This window comes from Streptomyces sp. NPDC002790, from assembly GCF_040295505.1.
In the GTDB taxonomy this organism is placed as follows: Bacteria; Actinomycetota; Actinomycetes; order Streptomycetales; family Streptomycetaceae; genus Streptomyces.
Map to the genome: position 1 here is coordinate 46,019 of NZ_JBEOVM010000029.1, position 19,826 is coordinate 65,844.

At 68.0% G+C, this 19,826-nt stretch carries 17 protein-coding genes, 1 tRNA gene and 2 pseudogenes; 6 read left to right on the top strand and 14 right to left on the bottom strand.

The features are described 5' to 3' along the window. Complete coding sequence (locus ABT004_RS16170; RefSeq protein WP_351336649.1) at positions 1–1,671, bottom strand: tyrosine-type recombinase/integrase; 1,671 nt, start codon at positions 1,669–1,671, stop codon at positions 1–3. A gap of 824 nt (positions 1,672–2,495) precedes the next feature. Then, positions 2,496–3,644, bottom strand: coding sequence for a tyrosine-type recombinase/integrase (locus ABT004_RS16175; RefSeq protein WP_351336651.1), 1,149 nt, complete (start codon positions 3,642–3,644; stop codon positions 2,496–2,498). A gap of 129 nt (positions 3,645–3,773) precedes the next feature. Here ABT004_RS16175 and ku point away from each other — a divergent pair. Then, positions 3,774–4,700: pseudogene (ku, locus tag ABT004_RS16180) on the top strand (non-homologous end joining protein Ku); the annotation flags it as partial. Positions 4,701–4,840: 140 nt separating this feature from the next. Here ku and ABT004_RS16185 read toward each other — a convergent pair. Together ABT004_RS16185 and ABT004_RS16190 are read right to left on the bottom strand one after the other, a co-directional pair. Further along, positions 4,841–5,995: an acyltransferase family protein gene (locus tag ABT004_RS16185; protein WP_351336654.1), complete on the bottom strand. Its 1,155-nt coding sequence runs from the start codon at positions 5,993–5,995 to the stop codon at positions 4,841–4,843. Between the two features lie 228 nt (positions 5,996–6,223). Then, positions 6,224–6,685 carry a MarR family winged helix-turn-helix transcriptional regulator gene (locus tag ABT004_RS16190; protein WP_351336657.1) on the bottom strand — a complete coding sequence of 154 codons (462 nt, stop codon included), beginning with the start codon at positions 6,683–6,685 and terminating at the stop codon, positions 6,224–6,226. 140 nt (positions 6,686–6,825) lie between these two features. Here ABT004_RS16190 and ABT004_RS16195 point away from each other — a divergent pair, with 140 nt between their 5' ends. Genes ABT004_RS16195 through ABT004_RS16210 form a run of 4 tightly spaced genes read left to right on the top strand, consistent with a single transcriptional unit; the run spans position 6,826 to position 10,617 of the window. Next, on the top strand, positions 6,826–7,740 hold the full coding sequence (locus ABT004_RS16195; protein ID WP_351336659.1) for an SDR family NAD(P)-dependent oxidoreductase: 915 nt from the start codon (positions 6,826–6,828) through the stop codon (positions 7,738–7,740). Then, a complete protein-coding gene (locus ABT004_RS16200; RefSeq protein WP_351336662.1) occupies positions 7,740–8,615 on the top strand; it encodes an amidohydrolase family protein in 876 nt (291 codons plus the stop codon). Before ABT004_RS16195 ends, ABT004_RS16200 begins: the two co-directional genes overlap by 1 nt. Before the next feature lie 32 nt (positions 8,616–8,647). Further along, the gene (locus ABT004_RS16205) at positions 8,648–10,159 is read left to right on the top strand and encodes an acyl-CoA synthetase (RefSeq protein WP_351336665.1); all 1,512 of its coding nucleotides are present in this window, start codon (positions 8,648–8,650) and stop codon (positions 10,157–10,159) included. Beyond that, entirely contained in the window at positions 10,156–10,617 is a 462-nt protein-coding gene (locus tag ABT004_RS16210; RefSeq protein ID WP_351336668.1) for a MaoC family dehydratase, read from the top strand. The genes ABT004_RS16205 and ABT004_RS16210 overlap by 4 nt, the downstream gene beginning before the upstream one ends. An 85-nt stretch (positions 10,618–10,702) precedes the next feature. On the opposite strand, the gene ABT004_RS16215 is transcribed toward ABT004_RS16210, so the two are convergent. Further along, positions 10,703–10,761: transfer RNA gene (locus ABT004_RS16215), tRNA-Arg, on the bottom strand. Between the two features lie 201 nt (positions 10,762–10,962). Between ABT004_RS16215 and ABT004_RS16220 the strand changes: the two genes are divergently transcribed. Beyond that, the gene (locus tag ABT004_RS16220; protein WP_351336671.1) at positions 10,963–11,859 is read left to right on the top strand and encodes a DUF5655 domain-containing protein; all 897 of its coding nucleotides are present in this window, start codon (positions 10,963–10,965) and stop codon (positions 11,857–11,859) included. A gap of 184 nt (positions 11,860–12,043) precedes the next feature. Here ABT004_RS16220 and ABT004_RS16225 read toward each other — a convergent pair. The 9 genes and pseudogenes from ABT004_RS16225 to ABT004_RS16265 all read right to left on the bottom strand — a co-directional run bounded on the left by ABT004_RS16225 (position 12,044) and on the right by ABT004_RS16265 (position 19,777). Next, positions 12,044–12,368 (bottom strand): annotated as a pseudogene (locus ABT004_RS16225) (DUF6087 family protein). A 52-nt stretch (positions 12,369–12,420) separates the two neighbouring features. Beyond that, positions 12,421–13,764 (bottom strand): SPDY domain-containing protein, encoded by a 1,344-nt coding sequence (locus tag ABT004_RS16230; RefSeq protein ID WP_351336673.1) that lies wholly within the window; start codon positions 13,762–13,764, stop codon positions 12,421–12,423. A gap of 75 nt (positions 13,765–13,839) precedes the next feature. Further along, the gene (locus tag ABT004_RS16235) at positions 13,840–14,946 is read right to left on the bottom strand and encodes a DnaB-like helicase N-terminal domain-containing protein (protein WP_351336676.1); all 1,107 of its coding nucleotides are present in this window, start codon (positions 14,944–14,946) and stop codon (positions 13,840–13,842) included. Then, positions 14,946–16,208: a DNA cytosine methyltransferase gene (locus ABT004_RS16240; RefSeq protein WP_502966957.1), complete on the bottom strand. Its 1,263-nt coding sequence runs from the start codon at positions 16,206–16,208 to the stop codon at positions 14,946–14,948. The genes ABT004_RS16235 and ABT004_RS16240 overlap by 1 nt, the downstream gene beginning before the upstream one ends. Beyond that, the gene (locus ABT004_RS16245) at positions 16,208–17,083 is read right to left on the bottom strand and encodes an adenine nucleotide alpha hydrolase family protein (RefSeq protein WP_351336722.1); all 876 of its coding nucleotides are present in this window, start codon (positions 17,081–17,083) and stop codon (positions 16,208–16,210) included. The genes ABT004_RS16240 and ABT004_RS16245 overlap by 1 nt, the downstream gene beginning before the upstream one ends. Positions 17,084–17,179: 96 nt before the next feature. Beyond that, entirely contained in the window at positions 17,180–17,629 is a 450-nt protein-coding gene (locus tag ABT004_RS16250; protein WP_351336682.1) for a hypothetical protein, read from the bottom strand. Then, positions 17,622–18,551 (bottom strand): tryptophan synthase subunit alpha, encoded by a 930-nt coding sequence (trpA, locus tag ABT004_RS16255; protein WP_351336725.1) that lies wholly within the window; start codon positions 18,549–18,551, stop codon positions 17,622–17,624. The genes ABT004_RS16250 and trpA overlap by 8 nt, the downstream gene beginning before the upstream one ends. After that, on the bottom strand, positions 18,448–18,987 hold the full coding sequence (locus tag ABT004_RS16260; RefSeq protein ID WP_351336683.1) for a hypothetical protein: 540 nt from the start codon (positions 18,985–18,987) through the stop codon (positions 18,448–18,450). Before ABT004_RS16260 ends, trpA begins: the two co-directional genes overlap by 104 nt. Before the next feature lie 52 nt (positions 18,988–19,039). Beyond that, positions 19,040–19,777 (bottom strand): hypothetical protein, encoded by a 738-nt coding sequence (locus ABT004_RS16265; protein WP_351336685.1) that lies wholly within the window; start codon positions 19,775–19,777, stop codon positions 19,040–19,042. Positions 19,778–19,826 lie beyond the last annotated feature (49 nt).

Consider the following 19,826-nt stretch of genomic DNA (forward strand, 5'->3'; position numbering starts at 1 on the left):
TCATGCAGACCTCGGCATCCGAATGTCCGGCAGAGGTTGCCGTACTCGCGGCATACCTAGAAGCACGCTCTGACGACCGCGGCGAACTACCGCCACTGCCTCATCGATCAGGACTCTCTGGTCTTCGTCCAAGTCGTCCAGTCCGTCCTTCACTTGCTGGATCAAGCGTCTGACCCGGCTGATCTCCTCGTCTGAGGGCATGGCCTCTTTCCTGGCCCATTCATCAGCATCTATGGCCGCCGTGAGTCGCTCGCGATTCCGGAGCAAGTCTGCAAGGTATGCCTCTAGATCCGGCAGGTAGGAAACATCGGTGCGGAAGTGTCCGCAGCCCACGCAGCGAAATCTGACAGGGCAATCCTGGCCGTCGGCAGCGACGTTGGCCGGCTCGGTGCAAACTCCGTAAGGAACGGCGATCTCGCCGACTGCGCGGCGGGCATGCTCTGAATCAAGAACCGCCTTTGCCTGCCGCCAGACACGTGTGCCGTTCTTGTCGAACTGCATGGTGGTGACGCGGTCCACGGCCTCGCGCCTTCGCTTCTCACCGACGCGGTAGTAGGCCTGGGTTGTGTCAAGGCGTCGATGGTCCATTAGGTCGCGCAAGACATCCACAGGGACCCCGGCGTCCGCATGGCGCTGACAGTAGGTGTGCCGATATGCGTAGGGGAATACCTTGGACTTGTCGAACGGCAGCATCTTCGTCACCGTGAGCCCATCGACTTCAACGGGAGTCGGGACATGGAAATCAGGAAGAGACTGGACCCACTCGCGATGCCGGGTGGAGAGCCAGCCACTAGTGATTGGCTTGCAGCCGTGCGGGTTGGCCCTCCTTGTCGGTAGAAGCATCAACTTTTCGACGGGAGTTGAAGGGAACTCGATCCGAGTTCGCTCCTGCTGTTGGACGATGACTCCAGCCGTGGACTGCGAGATCGGCAGACGGCGGCCTTTTCGGTTTGACTTGTAGTTGTCGTAGATCAGCACGTGCTGGCCGTCGGAATCCTGCTTAAGGCAATCCCATCGCAACTCGCAGATCTCCTGGGGCCGTCGACCAGTGTCGACCAGTAACTCCACCGCGACCCGGTTTAGTTGGCCCTGCGGCCCGCGGTATTCCAAAGACTGCAGGTGAGCGCAGAGCTCCCGCATGACCTGCAAGGGGAGATCTCTCCCCGCCTCCGTATCCTCCCAATCATCCGGGATGTCTTCGGGAAACAATGTGAAGTCATCGGGCAACCCGTGCAGTGGATTGCCGGGGCGCGTCATGCCCAGCGATCGCATTCGGCCCAAGTGGCGGACCACGAAGCGGCAGACGTTGACATGCTTGTGGGCTGAGATGGCTCCGGTGTGCTGCAAGTAGGCCAGCCGGTTCACGAACGCCGTCATGTCCTGACGGCCGAGCGCATGAATGTCCTGTCCACGATCATCTCGCTGCAGGCGAAGGCTCTCCGAGAGCATCCCAAATGCCCGCAGGATCTCTTGAACCGTTCCGATGGCTTTGCTGCCTCGACGCTGAGGGAGATAGACAAACGCCCAGTCTTTCGCTGCGTTCTTCAGCCAACCTTGATGGATTTCGGTGAAGTGGAGGCGGCCGCTGTGTCCGAAGACCGAACCTTCCCAGATGTCCTTCGCTCGCTCGCTCTCGGGCGTCCGCCCGAGCTGGCCAGCATAGGTGACCATGGTTCGGCAGAGTCCGTAGATCGCACGAGATAGGTGGCTTGCGTCAAGCTCGGCGAGTGAGGAGACCTCCAACTCCCTTGCCCGGTTTGTCAGGTTGCGGAGGGAGAGGTGGAGGGTGTGCAGGCCCTCTCTGGTTCGCGACTGCACTCCGTAGAGAATTTCAGCGACGACCCGGTCAGGAAGTCCTCGAAGGCTGACCTCATTGTTTCCCGTAACCGGACCGGTGGTTCGGCGCCACCTCTGTTCGGCGTCCACGGAGGCCGGCTTGCGCTTGACTGTGTGATACCAACGGACGCGATGGGCATGGCAGTAGTCCGAAGTCCTGCTGTCTCTCTTTCGATAGCAGGCGGCAACCAGGCAGAGGCCAAACCCAGGCAGGGGAGCCGCTTCCCCCGAAGCCGGGAAATCATCCAGCGGAATCCCTAGCTGCTTGGCCTGGTGCAGATGACTCGTGCAGAGTGGCCGCCGCCAGGAAGTGAAGGGGCGCTCGCAATCAGGTACTGAGCAGTCCTCGACCCCGTGTGTGCGGCCATGTGAATGGTCCCGCTCGGCAAATTCTTCCAGAGGAGGCTTACCCTCGCTCCGCCAACGCAGCCGGCAGCCTGAGCACATCCCTCTTGCGGAACTGCTCTGCTGGCAGCCCTTAACCCGACAGCATGGAGAACCTAGTTGTGGGTGATCGGTTGGGAAGACCAGGACCCGCAGCTCCGCCGACCATTCAAGAAGCGAGAGGAAATCGTCGTCCAGCGCGTGTAGTAGATCTACTGTCAGGCGGTCTTTTCCCACATCAAGTTGAAGGAGGGCCTGGGCCGTGCCAACAGACATTAGAACTCCTCCCTTGGTGAAGGGACACGTTCAACTGCGGCCCGGAGGCGGGAAGGTGAAGGGTGGAGATACGGTCTGGCAGATTCTGGATTCTTCTGCCCAAGAAGCATCTGGATCTCATCCAGGGAACCGCCAGAGTCAGCGACGTTGCTGGCCATGGCATGGCGCATCATGTGCGGTGCGATCTTCCGGCTGAGCTGTGCCCGAAGAGCAAGCGATTCCACAGTCTCACCGACGGCGTCAGGAGTGACAGGTGAACCCAGAGGGTTCCGGAATAAATTGACCAGGACGAAATCGCTTCCCGCAGTGCCCAGTACCTCGTGCCTCTCCAGCGCATACTGATCGAAGGCTTGGACCACTAGGAAGTCAACGGGCAGCACCACTGTGCGGCGAGACTTCGACCAGGCCTCATTTGGGTTCTGGCGTCGCACGATATGGAGATGAGCACCCTCGGCCCGACATCCCAGAGCCGCGGAGTCCATCAGGAGATGAACATCGCAACGCCGTAGCCCTGCCGCCTGGCCGCGACGCAGACCGACTCGAGACAGCAACAGAACCATGAGCCGATCCCGAGCCGAACGACAGGCCCGAAACATCGCAACGATCTCCTCATCGCTGGCTCGGTCCACCTCGCTCTCGGCTTCGGGAAGTCGGTGCTGAGCCTTCAAGCGATACCGGAACCTTCCGTCCTCAGCCTGAGCTTGAACGGGAAGATCTCGACTATCCCCGAGTTGGTAGAGCTGTTCCAGTACCCAGCCAGGGACGTCGCGCTCAGTGACCGCGTGGGAGAGGAAACCTCGTACGGCCACTAGTACGCCGTTGATTCGACGAGCCCCCCGGACTGCCTCAGCCCCAGGGCCGGGGATTGCGGTAGGAGCCTTTTTCGAATCAGCAGCCTTCCACTTCAGCCAGAGAATGAAGGAACTCAGATCACTAGCGGCTGTGCGCCAGTCTCGCCCTGTGTCATCGCACCAGCGCATGAATATTGCGATCGAGCCAGCGTACGATTTCGTCGTCGACTCCGCCCGCCCCTGGTTCAGTCGCAGCTTCCTCAGAAAGCGGTCGGCTACTTCCACGACCTGGAGCTCATCGTCAACCACTGTCCAGTACGCAGTACCGGACGGCAGACGAATGGCAAATGCCCGCATCCCAATGCTCCTTGCCTCGCGACGGATCGCCACAGTCCGCAGCGGAGCAACACCCCCTGAGAACCGCGCCGAGACCTTCAACGACGCGTTGCAGTGCTACGACACGCAACAACTTGCTGTCCCCCAAAGAACGGCGGCCGCATCCGCTATCACAAGGTGTGCGAGCTGGAGGACAAAGAGGTCGCGAACGACGAGATCGGCAAGGGGTACCAGGACGCCGACGGCTCGATCATCCCGATCACCGAGGACGACCTCGCCCAGCTCCCGATCCCGACGGCCAGGACCATCGAGATCGTCTCCTTCGTGCCGGCCGAGCGGATCGACCCGCTCCAGATGGGCACGGCGTACTACCTCCAGGCCAACGGCGTCCCGGCCGCCAAGCCGTACACGCTGCTGCGCGAGGCGCTCAAGCGCAGCAACAAGGTGGCCATCGCCAAGTTCGCGCTGCGCGGCCGGGAGCGGCTCGGGATGCTGCGGGTCGTCGACGACGTCATCGCGATGCACGGGCTGCTCTGGCCGGACGAGATCCGGGCCCCCGAGGACGCCGCCCCCGACTCGCACGTCACGGTCCGCGACGCCGAACTCGACCTGGCGGACGCCCTGATGGACACGCTCGGCGAGGTCGACATGGACTCCCTGCACGACGACTATCGGGACGCCGTGGAGGAGATGATCGAGTCGAAGGCCTCCGGCACGGAACCGGCGGAGCCCCCCAAGAAGTCGGGCGACGGAGGCGGCAAGGTCATCGACCTCATGTCGGCACTGGAGAGCAGCGTCCGTGCGGCCAAGAAGGCGAGGAACGAGGACGAGGACGTCGCCGAGGTAACGGACCTGGCATCACGTTCCCGCACGGCTTCTCGTACGAAGAAGGCCGCCGCCAAGAAGGGCACGGCCGCCAAGAAGGCGCCCGCCGAGAAGACCACGTCCGCGAAGAAGGCCACCGCCAACAAGTCGACCCCCGCGAAGAAGACGGCCTCGGCGAAGAAGACCACCGCGGCCAAGAAGTCGGCCTCGACAAAGAAAAAGCCGACGCCTCGCAAGAAGGCGTCGGCCTGATACATCAAGCCCCTGCGGCGTTTGAGCAGCGGGGTCCGGGGCGGAGCCCCGATCTTTTAAAGCTCCGCCGGCGCTTGAGGCGCGGGGCCCGGGGCGGAGCCCCGCGACCGCAACCATGTCGCCGGGCGAACAACAAGCGGCTACCGCCCCTTGGCCACCTTCGCCGCATCCCTCTTGAACGCCCACTCCATCTTGGGCTCCATCACAAACCGGAACATCCGCTGCACGGGCGGCGTGCACAACACGGTGATCAGGCTCGCCGCGAGCAGCGTCACCAGGACCTGCCCCCACGGCGTGTGCAGCCAGTCCGCCTCGTACCAGTCCCAGAAACGGGACCCCTTGGCGACGAAGCCGTGCAGCAGGTAGCCGTACAGGGTGCCCGCGCCGAGCGCCGTGAACCAGAGCTTCCGGCCCGGTACCCACGCGAAGAAGCACGCCGTGAGAATCACCGAACAGCCGAACATGGCCAGGGTCATGACGATCCCGGTCCAGCCGGGCGCGCCCAACTCCTGGGCACTGTCCCGGTGGTACGTCCACGCCGCGGTCATCCGCGGCGCCGCCCAGTACGCGAACAGCAGCGCGGCCGCGAAGACCGGCACCGCGATGATCCGCGCCTCCTTGCGGCGCACCAGCTGGAAGTGCTCCGGCTTCAGGCACAGGCCGAGGACGAAGAAGGGCAGGAACTGCAGCAGGCGCTGCATGTCCAGGTCGTCGCCGATGCTGGGGGAGACGGAGGCGAGCGCCGCGATGGCGAGCGCCACCGGCAGCGGCCAGCGGATCGTCTTCCAGATCGGCGTGCTCAGCCGCCACACGAACAACGACACCAGGAACCAGGTCAGATACCAGGGGTCGAGGAGGCTGAAGTCGTATCCCGGATCGTCACCGGCGTACCGCTTGAAGAGCGTGTAGACGATCTCGAACACCACATAGGGCACCGCCACGCCCGTGATCAGCCGCTTCAGCCGAGCAGGGCTCGCGTCGAACGACCGCGAGAAGTAGCCGGAGATCACGATGAACGCCGGCATGTGGAATGTGTACACGATCATGTACAGGGCGGCGGCCGCCCGGCTTCCACTGCGCAGCGGCTCCCAGGAGTGGCCCATCGCGACCAGGACGATCGCCAAATACTTGGCGTTGTCGTAGAACGCGTCACGGGCCTTGCCGGACTTCGGTGTCGTGGTGGTGGCCGGTGTGGCCGCCTGTCTCCTGGACGGAGTGCTCGCGGTCTGTGCGACGGCGTCCTGCTGATCGGGCAGCGGTGCCCGATGAGCCGCGAGCTGTACCGGTTCGCTCACGATCCCTCCCGAAGGGAACCCCGGCTACCGGATACGCATCTTCCTGGATTCGTGAGGTTCAAGTGGCTGCGAGACATCGACCGAACCGTAGTCATGCGGTGGGGCACGAGTAAACCTGGATCGTGCACGCGTGGCGGCTCTCACAGTCCTGATCAGGAATGACAGACACTCAAACGGGTTCCGTGCCGGTCGCCGTAGCGAGAAGTCGACAACGGCCGAAAACGGGCGTCACCCGAGCCCGGCCTCCGCGACCCGCCGCAACAGCCCGTGCAGCGTCTCGCACTCGTCCGCGTCCAGCGGCGCGAGCAGCTCGCTCGTCACGCGCAGCCCCGCCTCGTCGCTTCCGCGCAGGAAGTCCCGCCCGTCGTCCGTGAGCACCACGATCCGGCTGCGCCGGTCGCCGGGGGAGGGGCGCCGCTCGACGAACGAGGCCTTCTCCAGGTCGTCGACCAGGCCCACGATCGCGCTCGGGTCGTAGCCGAGCTGCACGCTCAACTCCCTTTGCAGGGCGCCTTCGACCGTGGCCAGGAAGCGCAGCACCGCGTAGTGGCGCAGGCGCAGCCCCGACTCCTGGAGCGAGGTGTTGAACAGCTGCCCGGAGCGCAGGCCGAGCCGGTACAGCAGATAGCCCGTGTCGGCGTGCAGCCCGCGCATCCATGGCTCGTGCGCGTCGATCGGGGCGGGGGTCATGGGGTCTCCCTGGGGGTGGGCCTGCGGTCTTCCGCGACAGTCTCTCGCACCTGCGGGTCGGCGACAACTATTGACGTCACCAATCATTGCTCTTAGCTTCTTTCTTGCTCCACGCATCCTCGGCAGGAAGGGATTCACACGTGTCCATCGATCTCACCCGAAAGGTGGCCGTCGTCACCGGCGGCGGCCGCGGCCTGGGGCTCTCCTACGCCCATGCCCTCGCCGCCCACGGCGCCTCGGTCGTCGTCAACGATGTGGACGAGGCCGTCGCCGAAGCGGCCGTGAAGTCGATCCGGGAGGCGGGCGGCACGGCCGTCGCCGAGGTGGTCCCGGTCGGCACGGCCGAGGCCGCGGACCGCCTGGTGGCGCGGGCGGCGAGCGAGTTCGGCCGCCTCGACGTCCTGGTCACCAACGCCGGCATCCTGCGCGACAAGGTCCTGTGGAAGATGACCGACGACGACTTCGACGCGGTGCTCACCACCCACCTGAAGGGCACCTTCACCTGCGCCCGCGCCGCCGCCGTCCGGATGCGCGAGCAGGGCGAGGGAGGCACGCTCGTCCTCGTCGGCTCGCCCGCGGGGCAACGGGGCAATTTCGGCCAGACGAACTACGCCGCCGCGAAGGCCGGCATCGTCGCCATGGCCCGCACCTGGTCGATGGAGCTGGCGCGGGCGAACATCACGGTCAACGCGATCGTGCCGGTCGCCGCGACGGCCATGACGGAGACGATCCCGGCCTTCGCCCCGTACATCGAGGCGATGCGCGGCGGCGAACCGCTCCCGTCCTTCCTGCGCAAGGGCGAGGGCTTCGGCACACCGGAGGACTGCGCGGCCCTCGTTCCCTTCCTCGCCTCCGAAGCGGCCCGCTCCGTGACGGGCCAGGCGATCGGTATCGGCGGCGACCGGCTCACCCTCTGGTCGCACCCGCAGGAGATCAAGTCGGCCTACGCGGACGGCGGCTGGACCCCGGACGCGATCGCCGAGGCGTGGCCGACGTCGGTCGGCGCCGAGCCGGAGACGGTCGGCATCCCGGCACCGAAGCTCCCGGAGGCGTGATGAACATCGACGACCTCACCGCCATCGACGTACACACCCACGCCGAGGTCTCTTCGCGCGGCCACGGCTCCCTCTCCGACGACCTCCACGAGGCCTCGTCCGCGTACTTCAAGACCGAGGGAAACCGGAAGCCGACCTTGGAGGAGACCGCCGCGTACTACCGCGAGCGGAACATGGCCGCCGTGATCTTCACGGTCGACGCCGAGTCGGCGACGGGCACGGAGCCGGTTCCGAACGAGGAGGTCGCCGAGGCGGCCGCCGCCCACCCGGACACCCTCATCCCCTTCGCCTCGATCGACCCGTTCCGCGGGAAGGCCGGGGTGAAGCAGGCCCGCCGCCTCGTGGAGGAGTACGGGGTGAAGGGCTTCAAGTTTCACCCCTCCATCCAGGCCTTCTTCCCCAACGACCGCGCGGTCGCATACGAGTTGTACGAGCTGATCGAGGAGACGGGCACGATCGCCCTCTTCCACACCGGCCAGACGGGCATCGGCGCGGGCGTGCCGGGCGGCGGCGGCATCCGCCTGAAGTATTCGAACCCCCTGTACGTGGACGACGTCGCGGCCGACTTCCCGCACCTGAAGATCATCCTTGCGCACCCCTCGTTCCCCTGGCAGGACGAGGCGCTGGCGGTCGCCACGCACAAACCGGGCGTGCACATCGACCTCTCGGGCTGGTCCCCGAAGTACTTCCCGCCCCAGCTGATCCAGTACGCGAACACGCTCCTCAAGGACAAGGTCCTCTTCGGCTCGGACTACCCCGTCCTGACCCCGGACCGCTGGCTCGCGGACTTCGCGAAGCTGGACATCAAGGAAGCGGTCCGCCCCAAGATCCTCAAGGAGAACGCGGCTCGTCTGCTCGGACTCACCAAGCCCTGACCCGGACTCACCAAGCCCTGAAGGGGACCGGTATGCGCAACGAGGGACTGGGATCATGGCCCGCACGCCGGGCCCGCAAGACTCCGCACCGCACCGCCCTGATCCACAACGGCACGGGGTACTCGTACGCCGACCTGCACGACCGTACGACCCGCCTCGCGCATGTCCTACGGGCGCAGGGCGTCCGCCGCGGTGACCGCGTCGCGTACCTCGGCCCGAACCACCCCTCGTATCTGGAGACGCTGTTCGCGGCGGGCACTCTGGGAGCGGTCTTCGTCCCGCTCAACACGCGCCTGTCGACCGTCGAACTCGCTTACCAAATAGGGGACTCGGGAGCGAAGACCCTCCTGCACGCCGGCGGCGGGGACCGGGCGAAGGCCCTGTCGGTCCCTGTGACGATCGAGGCCGACGGCAGCGGGTACGAGGAACTGCTCGCCGCCGCCCCCTCGGACACGATCGACGAGGCGGTCGGCGGCGACGACCTCTGCCTCATCATGTACACCTCGGGCACGACGGGCCGCCCCAAGGGCGCCATGCTCACCCACGCCAACCTGACCTGGAACGCGGTCAACGTCCTGGTCGACCACGACCTGATCGCGGACGAGGTCGCCCTCGTCTCGGCGCCGCTGTTCCACACGGCGGGCCTGAACATGCTGACGCTGCCGGTGCTGCTGAAGGGCGGCACGTGCGTCCTGGTGGGTTCCTTCGACCCGGCGGCGACATTCGAGCTTGTGCGGCAGCACGGGGTGACGTTCATGTTCGGCGTTCCGACCATGTTCGACCTACTGACCCGGCAGCCCGCCTGGCCGACCGCCGACCTCTCCTCCCTTCGCATCCTGACCTGCGGAGGAGCCCCGGTGCCGCCCCCGCTGATCGCGGCGTACCAGGAACGCGGCCTCACCTTCCTCCAGGGCTACGGCATGACGGAGGCGGCCCCCGGAACCCTCTTCCTCGACGCCGAACACGCGGTGACGAAGGCGGGCTCGGCGGGCGTGCCGCACTTCTTCAGCGACGTACAGGTCGTGGGCCAGGACCTCACCCCGGTGGGCACGGAGGAAACGGGCGAGGTGGTGGTCCGCGGCCCGCACGTGATGCCGGGCTACTGGGGCCTGCCGGCGGAGACCGAAGCCGCCTTCTCCGACGGCTGGTTCCGCACCGGGGACGCGGCACGGGTCGACGCCGACGGCTACGTCACCATCGTCGACCGCTTCAAGGACGTGATCATCTCCGGCGGCGAGAACATCTACCCCGCGGAGATCGAGGCAGCGCTCCTGGCCCACCCCGATGTGGCGGAGTGCGCGGTGATCGGCGTCCCGGACGAGAAATGGGGCGAGGTCCCCCGGGCCGTCGTCGTCCCGCGCACGGGCGCCACCCCGCCGCCCGAGTCCCTCCTGGCCTCCCTCTCCGGCCAGTTGGCGAAGTACAAGATCCCCAAATCCCTGATCCTGGCCGGCGAACTCCCGCGCACGGCCTCCGGAAAGCTCATCAAGTCCCGCCTGCGCACGACGTACGGCACCGACGAACAGGACACCTCACAGCAATGAAGACCCTCACGGTGAACGGCCTGGCCGAACTCACGAAGATCACCGGGACCGACCTCGGCACCAGCGACTGGCTCGAGATCACCCAGGACCGCATCAACACGTTCGCCGACGCGACGGGCGACCACCAGTGGATCCACGTCGACCCCGAACGCGCCGCCGCCGGCCCCTTCGGCGCCCCGATCGCCCACGGCTACCTGACGCTCTCCCTCTTCATCCCCCTCTTCACCGACCTCCTGGACGTCCAGGGCGTCACCACAAAGGTCAACTACGGCCTCAACAAGGTCCGCTTCCCCTCCCCGGTCAAGGCGGGCTCCCGCATCCGCCTGGCGGCGCGGGTGGCATCGGTGGAGGAAGTAGCGGGCGGGGGAGCCCAGATCACGATCGACGGCACCATAGAAATGGAGGGCGCCCCGAAGCCGGCGGCAGTCCTCCAGAGCGTCTCCCGCTTCTACGCCTGACCGCGCTACGCAACCGCACAAAAAAAGACCCCGCACTCAGCGATACGCTGATGGCGGGGTCTTTAAGGCACCTCGTACAAGGTGCCCCCGGCAGGATTCGAACCTGCGCACCCGGCTCCGGAGGCCGGAACGGTCCCACGCGTTTTCGCAGGTCAGAGCGTTATCTGACGCTTCGTTAGCGGCCTGGTCCCGCGCATGTCCCGCGGGTTGGAAATCGCCATATACGCGACACATGTCCGATGTGTCGCATCTCGTGTGTCCCGCAGGACGACTCAGGCGACGCGGGGAAATAATCCGGCAACACCGAACGTTGGGCCTCCTCACTGTAGAGATCGGGAGGGGACGGTGTCGGGCCTGAAGCTGTTCAACACGAAAAACGGCATGACGGAGGTCATGCCGCGTCTGGCGGGTATCGAGGCGGATGTGCAGGGCCTCATCGAGGCGCACATGGAGACGATGCTCGGCGTGCGATTCCTCGCGAGCGAGTACGTCATCGGCTGTGTCGACGGCGGGCGGATCGACTCGCTCGGCATCGACGAGAACGGCGCGCCGGTGATCGTCGAATACAAGCGAGGCACTGATGCCGGTGTGATCAACCAGGGTCTGTACTACATTGCGTGGCTGACCAGGCACCGGAGCGCCTTCGACGGCCTGGTCCGCGACCGGCTCGGGGTCACGGCCGCGTCCCAGATCCTGTGGAGCGCGCCGAGGCTGATCTGCGTGGCCGGCGACTTCACCCGCTACGACGCGCACGCTGTACACGAGCACCGACGCAGTATCGACTTGGTCCGCTACCGGTACTTCGGCACTGACCACATCAGCCTGGAGACAGTGGTCTCGGTCACAGGCCGGTCGGATGCTGTAAACCGGCGCACCCGGCGACACGCGCAGTCGAACGCGCCCCGTGCGCTCCACGAGCGCAAGGACGCCATGGCGGAACTGGCTGTGGCTGCCGACGAGACGCTCCGTGGCCTGGGAGACGGCATCACGCGGGTTCAGCGGAAGCAGTACGCCGCCTACCAGCGGCTGCGAAACTTCGCCTGCGTCATACCGCCGCAGCAGACGAAGCTGCTCGTCTACTTGAAGGCGGACCCGAAAAGCGTCGATCTGGTGCCTGGATTCACGCGAGACGTGACAGGACTCGGGCATCACGGCACTGGCGACCTGGAGGTACAGCTGCGTACCGAGCGGGACCTGGAGCGCGCCCAGGATCTCTTCCGGCTCAGCTACGCCGCGGCGTGAAAGAGCAATGGCCCGCAGGGCCATGTGCGCTGGCCGGTCGAATTTTTGGTCTGTCGTGATGCGGCCCTTCGACGTGCGGTCAGGTAGTGGCGGTGGAGCTATAAGTATTCGGCGGATCCCCGGTTTCGGTAACCGGGGATCCGCAGCTATATTGCCGCCGTTTCCGCACGCCCCCTATGACCCGCTACTGCTCGCGTTCCTCTGCCGGGGTCGGCCTTCTGTGTCGGCCGCGGCATTTCCCGAGCGCGGAGCGATCCCATTCGGTGGGTTTCCGCTCTGACGGCTGCGGCGGATACAGCTCAGCCTTCGCAGCGGCGAGATCGCGGATCAGGCCGATCGACTCCCACTCGATGCCGTTCCACTTCTGGATCACGCGTGGTGCGTCGGGCTCGTTGGCCGCCGTGCGGCCCCTCGGCGAGCGGTATCGCGCGCCGTTTGCCCTTCGAGGCATCTCGGCCTTCCTCTCGCCGCCGGGCCCAGTCCTGCAGCGGCTCCTGTTCCTCGTGCATTTCAGCATGTCGGCGCAGAGCCGGTGTCCGCTGCCACCGTCTTGCCCGGATCTCACCGGGACCTTGGCGAATGGACGGGCGGTACAGGCTGCGCGCGGATTTCCGCACGGCTAACCGTGTTCAGCCCTCGGGGTTGGGAAGCCGCCGGCTTGGAGGCGAGCCCAGCGGTCAACTCGAAGGCGATGTCCTGCAAAACGGATGTTGCGGTGTGGGGCGAGAAGTGGAGCGCCCACTGGGGAGCGCTGGCGCCGCCGCCCCGGAGGGTCCAGGCGGGCAGAGCGCAGTGAGGGGTGTGAGCGGCGAAGGCGTCGAACTCGACGCTGACGGGGCGGTCGCCAGGGGCCTGCCAGCGGATTGAGCGGCCGTCGATGGTGTGCTTCCAGCCGGCGTCGGCGAGTGGGCGGGTCGCCTCTCCGATGGCAGTTTCCGAGACCTGGTTGCCTGCGGCGATCTCTGTCGCGTCCGCGGAGGCGAGGCTTTCGAGGAGTACCCGCATGATCTGCACGGGGACTGCGGTGCTCGCGGTGGCGTGCCATCGGCGTTCGCCGACCGGGCTCTCGTACGCCGCGATGCTCCACTGCGTATCGCCGGTGTCGGCTTCGTGAACGAACTCGGCGCGCAGGACCAGGGATTCGTGGACGGCGTGCGTGGTGTCGTCGGACCAGGTGCGCCACTTCTCCCACGTTCCGTGCGATGCGAGGAAGTCGTTCAGGAGCGTCTCGTGGTCGTCAGTGCCGTCCGCTTCGATCTCGGGGGTGCCGGCCGTGCCCGTGGGCGGATGAACGCCGGCCGTGCCTTCCTGAGCCGATGGGCGGCGTGCTTGCTCGGCTTCGAGTTCGGTGTCCGTGGCTGGAGCGGGGCCGGGGCGTACGGCGTCACCGTAGAGGCGTTCGAACTCGGCGATAGCCACGGCAGGGCCCTCGAATTGGAGGGATTCGACGCGCAGGTGGTTCTCGCCGTGAAGGTGAATGCTCGGACCGTCGCGGTAGGTGCCGACCGCGACGATGGTCCAGCCGTCGTCGGCGTGCGCGTGGATGACCAGGCGGCCGGAGCGTATGTCGTCGTAGATCTTCTGGGCGTCGTTGGACACCTCGCGGATCTCGTCGCGGGTGCACCAGTGCATGGGGTAGTTGGCCCAGGTCCATTCCGTGTCGATCTCTTCGCGGAGCTGGCGCGTGATGTCTACGGCGACGCCCTCGGCGCGCAGGGCGTTTGCGGCCTGGTCGGCGTAGTAGGGCTCCTCGCGGTCGATGCGGGCCATGACCATCGTCGTGTCGTTCAGGGGCACGAATCCGTGGAGGGCGAGAAGGGCCCGCACGGTGTGGGTGGGGGTGCCGGTGATGGTGGCGGTGACGGCGCTGGGGCGGCCGTTGAGCAAGTCGAGGCGGAGGTGCAAGTCTGCTGCGGAGTTCGGCAATCTGGTCTCGTTTCGCGGCTCCGGCCGGCGCGGGGCCTGTCGGAGCGGGTGGGGTCAGCGGAGTGCTCGGGCGGTGGGAGCTGTGGTGCGCGGCGGTGGGCCTGCTCGCGAGACGGCTGGCCCGCGGGGCGCGCGAGGGGCTGGTGGAGGGCTGTTGCTGCGTGTCCAGCGGGTGCGCAGGGTGGTGAGGTCGGCCAGGGCGCGGCGGCTGCCGGTGATCAGCTGGTGCGGGGTGTTGGCCGGGTCCTGGGCGAAGGCGGCGATGCGCGTGCCGACCTCGGCTGCGCGGCCCAGTAGGGCGCGCTGGAGGACTCGCTCGCCCCAATATTCGGGCGAGCCGACGGGCGTGGAGACCAGGTCGATCAGGTCGCGAGGGTCGACGCCGTCGGCGAGGAGGCCGCGGTGCTGGGCCTCCCAGAGCACGGTGAGGGCGTCTACGGGCTCCCCGTTGTGCACCAGGGCGTTCAGGCACTGCCAGAGTGTGGCGTGCAGCGGCAGGGTGAAGTCGTCAGGCTGCAGCCAGCGCATGGCTCTCAGGTCCGCCGGGTGCGCGGTGGCCGTGGCCAGGAGGAGCCGTTCCTCCTCGATGGCTTCCTCGCCGCGATGCTCCGCCCGCGTAGCGGGTACGACGGTGCGGGGCAGGGAGCCGGGGTGTGAGGCGAACTGCCCGGCGAGCGTGTCGAGGAACTGGCCGAGCGTGTCGGCCTGGGCCAGGGTGATGGCCGACGGGTTGGGCAGGGTGGTGTCCGTGGCGGTCTGGACGAGGCGCTCGGCGTGCGTGAGCACGGTGCGGCGGGCGTGGTCGGCCTGGACCATCCGCCCGTACGCCGACGCGTGCTTGGGCCAGGGACAGACCTGGATGAGGGCGTGGAGGTACGACGCGGTGAGCCCGGGAGCGTGCGCACGGGCCGCACCGAGCACGGCGTTCAGCCAGGCGGGGCTGGAGCGGTGCACGTCCGGCTGGGGCGGCGGAATGTCGCGCATCGCCTGCCACAGGGCGCCGTGAGCATGGTTGCTGAAGTGGTCGGAGTCCAGGGCGTCGATGTCGTGGAGCCTGTGGGGTTCGAGGAGAAGCGCGCCGAGCAGGGACTGCTCGGCATAGTGCACGGGGCGCGGCGCGTGCACGTCGTCCTCGTACGGGTCGGACCGGTACTGCGCCATCAGGCGGCCAGGGTGAAGTCGTCGGGATGCAGGGTCTTGCCCAGGTGCGGGGCCAGGAGATGGGCGGCGAGTTGGGGCGGGACCGCGTTGCCGATCTGGCCGAAGACCTGGCCTTTGTTGCCAGTCCAGGGGTAGTCGGCGGGGAAGGTCTGCAGCACTCCGGCCTCTTCAGCCGTGATCCGAATGGACTCCGGCACCGGCTGCTGGTCCTCGGTGTCGCTCGGCACGGGCGCGGCGACCCAGACGCACTCGTTCGCGCGGTGGCCGAAGAAGAGGGTGCCGGCCGGTTCCTCGATGGGGCGGACGGTCGCGTTGGCCTGGTTGTTGCTGCGCAACGACCACGACCACCGGTGTGCCTCCCCGGTGAACGTCGGCGCGGGCGCATGGGCGGGCCGGTCTTCCCTGGCCCCGTGGCGCGCAGCCCATCCCGCTCCTTCCCGGCGGGACTGCAGGACCACGCTGTTCTGGGGCTTCCAGGTTCCGCGGTCGCGCGCGTCGCTGAGGGTCTTGCGCGCCCCGGACGGGAACGGCTCGGGCCCGCCGCCTGGCCCGCCGCCGGCGCACACCGTGGGCACGGGGCGGTCGGTGGCGCCCCAGCCGAGGGCTTCGGCCATGGACACCCACTGCGCGCGGCCCGGCCCGAACAGCGACTCCGGTTCGGCGACCTTGGCGTGGGTGGGCGTTGGGGGCTCGGCGGTGCGGGTGCGTGAGGCGAGCAGGATCGCCCGCCGCCTGGTCTGCGGCACCCCGTAATCGGCCGCGTTCAGGATGCCGGTCCACACCGAGAAGCCCCAGCTACGCAAGATCGCGGCGTACTGGCGCCACAGCGGCAGCACGTCGGGGACCTCCTCCATGGCGATCCACTCGGGCTGGCCGTACTGGTTCAGGGCGTGGAGGTAGCGCATGGGTTCGGCGGCCAGCAGGGAGCGCTCGTCCTGGCAGGCGGCCAGGAGCTTGGAGCGGGTGTCGCGGCCGGTAGCGAGGTCGGCGACGGCCTGGTGGACGAGGGGCTGGTCGAGGAGGCCGAGGCGCTTGCCGGCCATCGACCACGCCTGGCAGGGCGGGCTGGCGATGAGCCCGGTCGTTCTCCCGAGGAAGGGCCACACCGGATACATCGCGACGTCCGTGCGGATGGTCAACTGGCCCGCTGCGGCGCGGGTCTTGCACGCCCACGCGTCCCATTCCAGGCCGACGTCGCGTGCGCCGAGGACGGTCAGTGCGTGACTCCAGCCGCCCGGTCCGGCGAACAGGTCGAGCACGATCACGTGGCCAGCCCGAAGTCGTCGCGGGACAGGGCGTCCGTGTCGCCGCGGCAGGCCCACGGCGAGCATCCGTCGGTGACGCCTTCCTCCAGTGCGGTGGCGGCTTCGTCGCTGCCCAGTTCCTGCTGCAGGGCTGCCCATTCGGCGGCGGTGACGTGATCGATGGGGGCCTCGCTCAGGGGGATCCGCGAGCGGTGCAGGAAGGCTTGGCCGAGCAGGCGGTTGCCGCTCGCGTTCGCGCGGGCGTTGCCCTGGCGGATGGCGCCGTCGAACTCGACGACGTCCGCCCATTCTTCGGGTGAGGTGTCGCGGATGTGGCGCCACTGCGCGTTGCCGTGGAACGGGCATCCCAGGCAGCTGCTCTTGGGGGTGTCGGCGAGGCCCAGAGAGGTCAGGTAGCGGACGCAGTCGGTGCGCGACCAGCCCATGTCGATGAGCGGGTGCCGGTTGCGCATGTACTTCACGTCCGCGTCCTTGGCGCGGTGGAACTCGTCGGTGGAGATGCCGACCCACTGCTCGACGAACACCTCCCGCGGGATGCGCGCGGGATAGGGGTAGCCGAGGAGTTCACGGATTTGTCGCTTTATCGGCTTTATCTTGTACTCGCCCGTGCACTGCCGGCGGGTCATCCCGGCCTTGCCGTCCTGGTTGAGGATGTAGAGCGGCATGGAGGCGAACCGGTGATCGGGGTCGAGCGCGTCGGCGCGGATGTTGCCAGTGGACACGCGCAGGACGGGGATGCCGGCCGGGGCGGCGATCTCGCGCTCTAGACGGTCGAGGTGCGCGTACACCGAGCGGGGTTCCCATCCGGTGTCGGCGAAGATCGCGAAATCGACCTTGGGCAAGAGGACGCCCTCGGCGGAGAGAGCGAGCAGAGTGCTGGACTGGACTCCGGCACCCAGGGACAGGGCGCGGAACTGAGGCTGTTCGGTGATGGTCGGTCCTGAAGGGTGTGAGGTCTGGGGGCCGCTTCAGCGCGCTGGCGGCACGGGCGCGGCGGACGGCCGGGGGCGTTCTCGGGGCGGCGGGAGCCCGTCGAGCAGGTCGGCGGCGGAGGTGATGAACTGCTGCGGTGTGGGGCGCAGGAACACGGGCGGCGACGTCGTGGCGTCGCGGCGGCGGCACTCGTTCTCGACGGCGCGCGACAGCGCGGTGGTGAGTTCCGCGCTAGCGTCCTGGGCGGTCTTGGCGGTGCGCGCCAGCTGGTCGAGGTGGAGCAGGTGCGCCTGGCTGTGCGCCGGTTCCCGTTCCAGATCGAGGAAGAGGTGGAGCGCGGTGGCGGCGAGTGCCTGTGCCTCGACAATCCGGGCCGTCAGCACTCGGGCGCCGTCGGTGGGGGTGCGGCGCAGGCGCTGCCGCAGTGCGTGTGCGTCGGCCGCGATCTGATCGAGAGCCTCGTGGCGGCTGGCGGAGTCAGGCATCGTGGGCCGTGTCGATGGGGGTCTGGAGGGCTTGGGCGAAGGCGGCGGTCACGGCGGCAGCGGGGGCCGGATCCGAGAGCAGGGCCCGGACGATGGGTGTGCCGATGACGACGGCGTCGACCAGGGGCGCCACGCGGGCCGCGAGGCCGGGGCTGGAGATGCCCACTCCCGAGACCACGGGCAGCGCACTTGCCGCACGCAGTCGCTCGGTGAAGGCTTCGAGGGCCGCCAGGTCGAGGGGCCCCTGAAAGCCGGTGAGGCCGCTGCTCGCGGGTGCGTAGAGCCAGCCGGACGCGCCCTCGACCGCTGCGGGCAGGTCGGCGTCCGCAGTGGCACGCGGGATGAGATGCGGGGTGCGCAGGCCGGCGTCGTGTGCGGCGCGGTGCCAGCGGAGTGCTTCGCCGCGGGGCAGGTCGACGACCATGGCCCCCGCCGCGCCCGCGTCGGCGAGCAGGCGAGCCAGTTGTTCAGGACCGTGGCGGCGAACGGGCTCCCAGTACGTCATGACGACCGTCGGGCGCAGCGACGCGGCGTGTGCGACGGCGCGAACGGTGCGGTCCAGGACGTTCCCCTTGACCAGGGCGCGCTGGTAGGCGGACTGGATGAGACGGCCATCGAGGGCCGGGGTGGCAGTGGGCAGCCCGATCTCGAACAGGTCGGCTCCGGCCTGGGCAAGGTGGTCGAGCTGGCGACGCTGGATGTCCGGCTCATGGACGCCGGCTGGGATGAATACCCCCAGCGCACATGGGGATTGAGAGAGGCGGGTGTCGAGGGGGTTGGTGGTGGCCAGGGGGTGTCCTTTGAAGTGGGGGGTCCGGTCAGCGGCGACGGCCGGCTGGTGAGGTGGCCGGTGCGGCGACGGTGCTCGGTTCGGCGCGGGGCGGGGCCAGTCGGGGCGGTGACGCGCGGGTGGCGGACGGATCGTCGGCGAAGGCGGGCCGGACGGCATCGAGGCCGTCGGCGAGACCGCGCGTACGGTCGGTGGCGTCGCGCAGCCATTCCCATGCAGGGGTGGGGAGTTGACGCCAGTGGGCGTGGTTACGTGCCCATTCGAGGATCTCGGCGGCGTTGCGGAGCTGGTCGGCGAGCTGCCCCAAAATCGCGGCCTGCTGTTCGGGGTCGCCGGCGGTGTGCGCTGCCTGGAGCAGCTCGTCCAGGGCCACCGGCGGGTCGTCGTCGTCCGTGGGCAGGCCGTAGAGCTGGGCGTGGAGGGCTTGGGCGTAGATGGTGACGGGGCCGCCGCGGGAGCGGTGGCCGTAGTCGGCGGCGGCCTGGCGCCGGACGGTGAAGTGGACGGTCACATCGCGGGGCGGTGCACCGGGGATCTGGTCGGCCAGAACGCGGGCGAAGTCGTGCATGGTCGGGTGGTCGGAGGGCGTGAGGTCTCCTGGAGGCGAGGGATGAGCGGGTTCAGCGCGTGCGCCCGGTGGAGGCGGACGCCGTGGGTCGAGGGACGGCCGACCGTGTGGTGGCAAGGGCCGCGGCGCGCGGCTGGGCGAAGGAGGCGGCGAGGTCGAGGCAGCCGGCCGGGGTCAGGTGCACTCGTTCGTCGACGAGCCAGCGGGCGCACTCCTGGCGTGCGACCAGTCCGCGGGTCTCCAGGGAGCGGATCGTGCTGATGCTCACCCGGTGACTGCGCTGGTTGGCCCGGCCGTCGGAGATGGTCACGTACCCGCGCGCGACGGCCAGCAGGGTGTCGCGCTGCGTGGGCGAGAGCACGGCTGCCTGGTGGTTGGGCAGGTAGCCGCGCTTTGCGCGGTCCGCGACGTACAGTTCGGCGCTCGCCACTGCGTCGGTGGCGCCAAGGGCGGTGAGTTCGAAGACGAGGGCCATACGGCGCCCTGCCTCCTGGCGGGCCTCCTTCTCGCTGACGACTGCGATGAAGCCGTCGCCCAGCTCCACGGGGAGCCCCGCCTGCGCACTGAGCAGAATGTCTTCGGCGGCGCCGAGGTGTTCGGCTGCGTCGCTCGCGAGGTGGGTCAGTTGGCGAACCCGGGCGTAGGCCGTGCGGATGTCGGGGCTGTGGTACATCGACTGGGCGTTGAGCGAATTGACGACGCTGAGCGCGTCGTCGGCCAGCTTCTCGGCTGCTTCTGTCTGCGGGGTCAGTGCGGCTACGGGGCCGTTGCTGAGGAGCCGGTGGCGCATGTGGGAGTCGCTGAAGTGCGTGAAGTCGGCTGCGAGTGCGAGGAGTTGT